The 7,755-nt window shown below is 38.2% G+C and carries 5 protein-coding genes; all 5 read left to right on the top strand.

Translation table 11 applies throughout. From position 1 onward, the window contains the following. Positions 1-508 precede the first annotated feature (508 nt). The 5 genes from I6F65_RS16545 (at position 509) to I6F65_RS16525 (ending at position 7,750) form a co-directional block, all read left to right on the top strand. Positions 509-1,117 (top strand): PilZ domain-containing protein, encoded by a 609-nt coding sequence (locus tag I6F65_RS16545; protein WP_166113271.1) that lies wholly within the window; start codon positions 509-511, stop codon positions 1,115-1,117. Positions 1,118-1,327: 210 nt separating this feature from the next. Next, a complete protein-coding gene (locus I6F65_RS16540) occupies positions 1,328-2,380 on the top strand; it encodes an agmatine/peptidylarginine deiminase (protein ID WP_197113978.1) in 1,053 nt (350 codons plus the stop codon). Further along, positions 2,380-3,273 (top strand): carbon-nitrogen hydrolase, encoded by an 894-nt coding sequence (locus I6F65_RS16535; protein ID WP_166113276.1) that lies wholly within the window; start codon positions 2,380-2,382, stop codon positions 3,271-3,273. The genes I6F65_RS16540 and I6F65_RS16535 overlap by 1 nt, the downstream gene beginning before the upstream one ends. Before the next feature lie 167 nt (positions 3,274-3,440). Then, complete coding sequence (gene mfd / locus I6F65_RS16530) at positions 3,441-6,914, top strand: transcription-repair coupling factor (protein WP_197113976.1); 3,474 nt, start codon at positions 3,441-3,443, stop codon at positions 6,912-6,914. Next, entirely contained in the window at positions 6,914-7,750 is an 837-nt protein-coding gene (locus I6F65_RS16525) for a peptidoglycan binding protein CsiV (RefSeq protein ID WP_166113282.1), read from the top strand. The genes mfd and I6F65_RS16525 overlap by 1 nt, the downstream gene beginning before the upstream one ends. Positions 7,751-7,755: the final 5 nt, after the last annotated feature.

The raw sequence follows: 7,755 nt of genomic DNA, 5'->3' as shown, positions 1-7,755 counted from the left end.
TTCCATGTCGCGTCTGTTAACATTAATCTTGGCATGAGGGTTCGGTGTAACGTTTTTTAGCGAATTCAATTATACCTTATCCTCATGCTGTTTGTTTTTTATACCGCAAAGATCAACACGCCCTAATCAGCCTACGTTAGTAGCTAAGTATTTAAATTAATATGCGAGCGGTTAATGTTAAAACAACATTAGCCGCTTTTTTATGTGCAATAACATCATCGTAAGTAATACTTTAAGCATTATTTACGGTAAAACTACACGCTAGTAATTTAGTATCGAGAGCGCTACTATTAAATAATCTGAGCTCTGGATAATAAATCTATCTCAAGCAGCTATTTCCAGCGTTAACTGCGTTAATATACTTGCAATAGCCCCGCTATTAACACGTAAATTCACCTTGTTCTCACTGAAAATATTTAGCGAGAGAAAAAATTAAATATCCTTCTAGTTTAATATGTTAGTAAACATCTTAGGCAAAGTTCAGGTTAAATACGTTGTGGAGAGTGTAATGAAAAGTCAAAGATTAGGTGAGTTTGAACAATACTTTCAAATTGATGAAAGTATTAGAGTTAATTTATTTACTGTCGACAATAAGCAAGTTCCTAAGTCGCAACTCGAACTTGAAGACGACATTCCCCCTTTATTTAAATTAGCTAACGAAGTAAGTGAATTAGAGCAAAGCTCTTTGCGTCCACTTCGTAATTTAGGCGATATGGCACAAGAGTTAGCGGCTTTTTTACAGGCTCAATCGCGTAAAATTGATTTAATAATGAGCCATATTTTAGCCTCAGAGCAAGCACAAGATAATCATATTCAATGCGACAGTTACGGTGGCGGCGGCATTCGTTTTACTTCACCCGACGTACACTCTATTGGTCAAGCGTTTAGAACCAAACTGTTTTTACATAACGAAGCCTCTGCAGTGTATTGTTATACCGAAGTGGTCGCTGTTGAAAAAATAGATAATGAACATTACCAATACACATTATTATTTGTTGCAATAAGAGATAGCGATCAAGAACTTATAGTAAGAGCTAGTTTACATGCACAAACTCGTCAGCTAAAAAAACGCCAAGAGCTTGAGTTACCCTCAAGTAAAGAAGCCGAAGATAAATAAAAAACATTTACAATAATTACTTAAAGCGCTTTATAAATTGGCTTAAAACCGATTAATAATGCATTCACTGTTTTAGCTATAGAGCCTTTACTACTTGGAGTAAGGCAATTTCTTAATTGCTTTTAATTCCAACTAAAGTACGTATTTTGAAGTGGCTTGGGTATATTTGAAATGCTAAACTAGCATCATCTTAATTTGTATAAAAAATCCATGAACTTTAGACTTTTACCAGAATGGGCTGAGCAAGATGCAATTATGCTAACTTGGCCACATAAAGACACCGACTGGGCTGATAATTTAGCTCGTGTTGAGCCTGTTTACATTGAACTTGCCAAACATATCACCGCGCAACAGCAACTTGTTGTTGTGGCTCATAATGAACTTTTAAAAACGTATATTATTTCGCTATTAAATAAAGCTGAAATTAATTTAGAGCGTGTTCATTTTGTAGTTACGCCAACAAATGATACGTGGGCTCGAGATCATGGTCCACTTACTTGCTCTGCACTTGATAATGCAGACCAGCTAAAAATTTATGACTTTACCTTTAATGGTTGGGGCAATAAGTTTGAAAGTAAGCTTGATAATCAAATAAATCACACTTTAGTAAAAGCACTTAGTGATAAAAAAAATCAATATCAAGTGCTTGACCTTGTACTTGAAGGTGGTGGCGTTGAAATAAACGAGCATGGTGTATTACTTACAACCAGCGAATGTTTGCTTAATAAAAACCGTAATCCTAATTTAAGCCCAAATGACATAGAGACACTTTTAAAAAGTCATTTAGGAGCAACACACTTTTTATGGGTTGATCACGGTTATTTAGCTGGCGATGACACTGACAGCCACATTGATACATTAGTGCGCTTTGCCCCAAACAATACGCTTGTGTATGTTAAATGCGATGATAAGAGCGATGAGCATTACAACGCGCTTAACGCGATGGAAAAGCAGCTTCAAAGCTTTAAAACAGCTGATAACACCCCATATAGTTTAATTGAATTACCTTGGCCTAAAGCAGTTTACGACAATGAACAAACTCGTTTACCTGCCACATATGCTAACTACTTAATTATTAATAACACTGTACTTGTACCAATTTACGCTGATGCAAACGACGAACTCGCTCTAACACAGGTTCAAAAAGCGTACCCTAAGCACAATGTAGTAGGTGTTAATTGTTTGCCAATTATTGAACAGTTTGGCAGTTTGCACTGTATTACAATGCAGTTACCTCGTGGATTTTTAGCTGGAGCAGCATAATGACAAGCCCTGAAAAATTAACTGTTGCCTTAGTGCAACAAAGCAATAGCACTAGTGCCGAGCAAAATATAGCAAAGTCTGTTGCCGGTATTCGTGAAGCTGCCGATAAAGGCGCCAAGTTAGTTGTATTACAAGAATTACATCGTAGTTTGTATTTTTGCCAAACAGAAGATGTCGATGTTTTTGATTTAGCTGAAACAATTCCAGGTCCAAGCAGTAACGCATTAGGCGAACTAGCTAAAGAACTAAACATTGTTATAGTTGCATCACTTTTTGAAAAACGCGCGACAGGTCTTTATCACAATACAGCTGTAGTACTTGAAAAAGACGGCAGTATTGCTGGAAAATACCGAAAAATGCATATTCCTGACGACCCTGGCTTTTATGAAAAGTTTTATTTTACCCCTGGTGATATAGGTTTTGAGCCTATACAGACCTCTGTAGGTAAATTGGGCGTATTAGTATGTTGGGATCAATGGTTTCCTGAAGCAGCTCGATTAATGGCAATGGCTGGCGCTGAAATACTAATTTACCCAACCGCTATTGGTTGGGATCCTAACGACGACATTGCTGAGCAAACTCGTCAAAAAGACGCATGGGTTATTTCACAGCGTGCGCATGCTGTTGCCAATGGCGTACCAGTAATTAGTTGTAACCGAGTAGGTCATGAAAATGACCCAAGTACGCAAAGCGATGGCATTGCGTTTTGGGGAAATTCTTTCATTGCAGGCCCTCAAGGTGAAATGCTTGGCGAAGCAAATAACACTGATGAGCAAGTTTTAGTGGTAGAAATTGATCAAAAACGCTCAGAAAACGTAAGACGTATCTGGCCGTTCTTACGTGACCGACGAATTGATCACTATAAAGACTTAGCAAAAATATACCGCGACTAAGTAATCTGAACTCTAGATAATAAATCTATCTCTAGCAGCTATTTTAGTGCTAAAGAAAAATAAATTTAAATATCGTTATGACTCAATACTTAGTAAATCTCTTAAACCGATTGCAGGTGAAATAATATAATTGGCTCTTTTGAGCCAATTTATAAATGGAGTAATAAATGGCGTTTGAGCAATGGGCAGCCTTGCCTTGGGTAAAATCTCAAAAAGATAAAATTCAGTGGGGGCAGCTTAACGGAAGTGGTTTAAGTATTGCGATTGCTGAGGGTGTAAAAAAACAAGAAAACTTGGTGTTAATAGTCACTCCCGACACGCCAAGCGCACTGCGCCTAGAAACCGAATTAGAATATTTATTACCTGATAATCCAGTAATGATATTTCCTGATTGGGAAACTTTACCGTACGATCATTTTTCTCCGCATCAAGATATTATTTCAGCAAGATTAGCGACATTAAACACCTTAAAAAACGAACAAAAAAGCGTGTTAATTGTACCTGTATCAACCTTAATGTTGCGCACCGCCCCTGCTTCTTTTATTTATGGCTCAACTATTAATTTTAAGGTTGGTGATAAACTTGATACACATAATTTTCGTCAAAACTTAGAGCAAGCTGGCTATTTAAATGTTCAGCAAGTAATGGAGCACGGCGAATACGCAATTCGTGGCTCTATTGTTGATTTATTTCCTATGGGAAGCCCGCATCCATTCAGGCTCGACTTTTTTGATGATGAACTCGATACTATTCGCCTGTTTGATGTAGAAACGCAGCGCTCTGATGAAAAAGTAGATAAAATTGAACTACTTCCAGCCCATGAGTTTCCAACCAACGAAGCCGATATTGAACGCTTTAGAATAAGCTACCGTGAAAAGTTTGGTGCAAGTTCTCAGCAAGACTCTGTTTACATGCAAGTCAGTAAAGGTAACTGGCCCGCTGGTATTGAATATTATATGCCGCTGTTTTTTGAAAAATTAGCGACTATTTTTGATTACCTGCCGGAATCAACAACGGTTATGCATTTAGGTGATTTAGAGCATGCTGCTGATAACTTTTGGCACGATGTAAATGTACGTTATGAAAATCGTCGTGTTGACCCACTTCGTCCATTATTAGAACCCAATGCGCTTTACCAACCTATTGACGAGTTGTTTTCTAATTTAGGGAACTTTGCACGTATTCGCCTGTCGCTTGCAAAACTTGGTACTAAAGCCGGTAATAAAAACTTAAACGTAACAGAATTGCCCGTTATTCGTATTGATCATAAGCAACATGAACCCTACGGCGCATTTATAAGTTATGTGGCAGAACAAAAAAAGAAAAAAGGCCGTATTTTATTAAGTGTTGAATCAGATGGACGCCGCGAATCTTTACTGAGTATATTAAAGCCTAGCGGATTAAAATTTAAAGAATTTGAAACGCTTGAACAATTTACACAAAGCGAAAGTGATGTAGGTTTAATTGTAAGCCCACTTGAACAAAGCGTAGTACTTGGCACTAAACCAAGCTTGTCGATAATTACCGAACAAGAACTGTTAGGTATTAAAGTATCTCAGCGCAGACGACGTAAACATAAATACGAAGCCAGCCAAGATGCGCTTATTCGTAATTTAGCTGAGCTTAAAGAAGGTCAGCCTATTGTACATCTTGATCATGGTGTTGGTCGTTATCAGGGTTTACAAACTATTGATGCTGCCGGTGTAATTACCGAGTTTGTAACAATAATTTATGCAAACGAATCAAAACTGTATGTGCCTGTATCTGCACTTCATATGCTTAGCCGTTACTCTGGCGGTGAAGAAGCAAGCGCACCACTGCATAAACTAGGTTCAGATGCATGGGATAAAGCAAAAAAACGTGCGGCTGAAAAAGTGCGCGATGTTGCTGCTGAGCTACTTGATATTTACGCACAGCGCCAAGCAAAACCAGGTAATAAATTTGCACTTGATGCTCAAGCCTATCGTCAATTTAGTGATAGCTTTCCGTTTGAAGAAACGGATGATCAACGCAATGCCATAGAAGCCGTGTTAGGCGATATGCAATCTAAACAAGCAATGGATCGCTTAGTGTGTGGCGATGTAGGTTTTGGTAAAACAGAAGTGGCTATGCGTGCAGCCTTTGTTGCTGTAAACGACAACAAGCAAGTCGCTATTTTAGTGCCAACTACCCTACTTGCTCAACAGCATTTTGAAAACTTTAAAGACCGCTTTGCTGACTTTCCAATTGAAGTGGGTGTACTTTCGCGTTTTAACTCAACTAAAGAGCAAAAAGACACGCTTGATAGAATGGCTGACGGTAAACTCGATATTGTTATTGGTACACATAAACTTATTCAGCAAAACATAAATTTTCGCGACCTAGGTTTACTTATTGTTGATGAAGAACATCGCTTTGGTGTGCGTCAAAAAGAAAAAATTAAATCACTGCGTGCAGATGTAGACATACTCACATTAACCGCAACTCCAATACCAAGAACACTAAATATGGCTATGAGTGGCATGCGGGACTTATCAATCATTGCAACCCCGCCTGCTAAACGCTTAGCCGTTAAAACGTTTGTACGTCAACGTGATGCCGATCTAATCCGCGAAGCAGTACTGCGTGAAATTAAACGTGGTGGTCAAGTATACTTTTTGCATAACAATGTCGAAACCATTGAGCGAGTAGCGCAAGAAATTAGTGAATGGGTTCCAGAAGCGAATGTAACAAGTGCTCATGGACAAATGCGCGAGCGTGAGCTTGAGCAAATTATGACTGATTTTTATCACCAAAAACATAATGTATTAGTGTGTACAACAATTATAGAAACTGGCATAGATGTACCCACTGCTAACACTATTATAATGGATAGAGCCGATAAGCTAGGGCTTGCTCAACTGCATCAGTTACGAGGACGCGTTGGTCGAAGCCATCATCAAGCTTATGCTTATTTATTAACTGGTGATCCTAAGTCACTCTCCAAAGATGCGAGTAAGCGTTTACAAGCAATAGAATCGTTAGAAGATTTAGGCGCAGGTTTTGCACTTGCTACTCACGATTTAGAGATTCGTGGTGCGGGTGAATTATTAGGTGATGATCAGTCAGGACAAATGCACACTATTGGTTTTAGTTTATACATGGAAATGCTCGAACAAGCCGTAAAAGCACTACGTGAAGGAAAAGAACCAACACTTGAAAACTTACTCCAAAAACAAACTGAAGTAGATTTAAAACTACCGGCTCTGTTACCTGATGATTATATTCATGATGTTAATGCGCGTTTAGGAATGTACAAGCGTGTTGCTAGTTGTGCTAGTCTTGATGATATGGATGAGCTACAGGTAGAGTTAATAGACCGCTTTGGTTTATTACCTGATGCAGCTAAAAACTTATTTAGCTTGCAGCAATTAAAAATGCAGGCAAGTAATTTAGGCATAACAAAAATTGAAGCAAACCCTAAAGGTGGTTACTTTGAGTTTAGTCAAGACACTAAGGTTAATCCTAGCTTCATTATTGGTTTGATACAAAGTGCGCCTCGTGTTTATAAAATGGATGGCGCAAATAAATTGCGCTTCGTTATTAGTGAAGCTAATGCTCGCGAACGCTTGAAAATGGTCACTGCAATGATTGCAGATTTCGAAAAAAAGGTTAGTCATTAATGTTGCTTAAAAAATCGCTTATTGTTCTATGCTGCTTATTTAGCAGTACTGCTTTGGCTGAGCGTTGGTTTGAAGTGGAAGTGTTAGTATATAAGCAACGACCTGCTCCGTATCTACAAGAAGACTTTAGCCTTAAACATGATGTTATTGAAGATAAAAACACGTTAGATTTACTAACGCCTCTTTATACTGAGGAAGCTAAAGAAGCCTGCATCAACGGCGATGCACGCTTTCAAAAACACTCATTTACCGACTCTTTAGTTAATGCAAATCCACGCTCAGGTGTTTGTAACGACAGCACTGATTATATGCAAAGTTACGATGAATTGCCGGTTATTCCACTTGCACCTTCACAGCAAGGTATGAGTGAAGCTTATTTACTATCGCCTAATCAGCTTAAGTTTAATGCCCAACGCAAAGCGCTTGATAGAAAGGGGCTAACCCCTATTTTGCATACTGGCTGGCGATTTGAGGGACAAAGTAAGTCACGCGCACCGAGCGTACACTTAATTGCTGGCAAGCATATTAAAAATGATACGAATAATATACCAAGCTATACAAATCCTGATTTTGTAAGTTTACTTAATTCAAAACCTGAATTATTTATAGACCCTGATCAACCAACTGTTAATTGGGAGCTTGATGGATTATTTAAAATTCACTTGCGTCATTATTTATATATAACTGCTGACTTCGATATTAGTCAAAAACTTGAAAATGGTGATATAGAATCAGCCCGTTTTTCACAGTTTAGACGCGTAATTAGCGGCGAAGTACATTATTTTGATCACCCTCGTATGGGTATGATTGTTCAAATAAGAAAATTTAATCACTAATACCA

The organism is Pseudoalteromonas sp. SWXJZ94C, from assembly GCF_015864385.1.
GTDB lineage: Bacteria > Pseudomonadota > Gammaproteobacteria > Enterobacterales > Alteromonadaceae > Pseudoalteromonas.
The sequence above is the reverse complement of the archived record's forward strand: the minus strand, read 5'-3'. Positions and strand labels throughout refer to the sequence as shown.

Bases quoted from the DNA above. Each gene is read 5' to 3' on its own strand.
- I6F65_RS16545 (WP_166113271.1), top strand. From the start codon at position 509: ATGAAAAGTCAAAGATTAGGTGAGTTTGAACAATACTTTCAAATTGAT.
- I6F65_RS16540 (WP_197113978.1), top strand. From the start codon at position 1,328: ATGAACTTTAGACTTTTACCAGAATGGGCTGAGCAAGATGCAATTATG.
- I6F65_RS16535 (WP_166113276.1), top strand. From the start codon at position 2,380: ATGACAAGCCCTGAAAAATTAACTGTTGCCTTAGTGCAACAAAGCAAT.
- mfd (WP_197113976.1), top strand. From the start codon at position 3,441: ATGGCGTTTGAGCAATGGGCAGCCTTGCCTTGGGTAAAATCTCAAAAA.
- I6F65_RS16525 (WP_166113282.1), top strand. From the start codon at position 6,914: ATGTTGCTTAAAAAATCGCTTATTGTTCTATGCTGCTTATTTAGCAGT.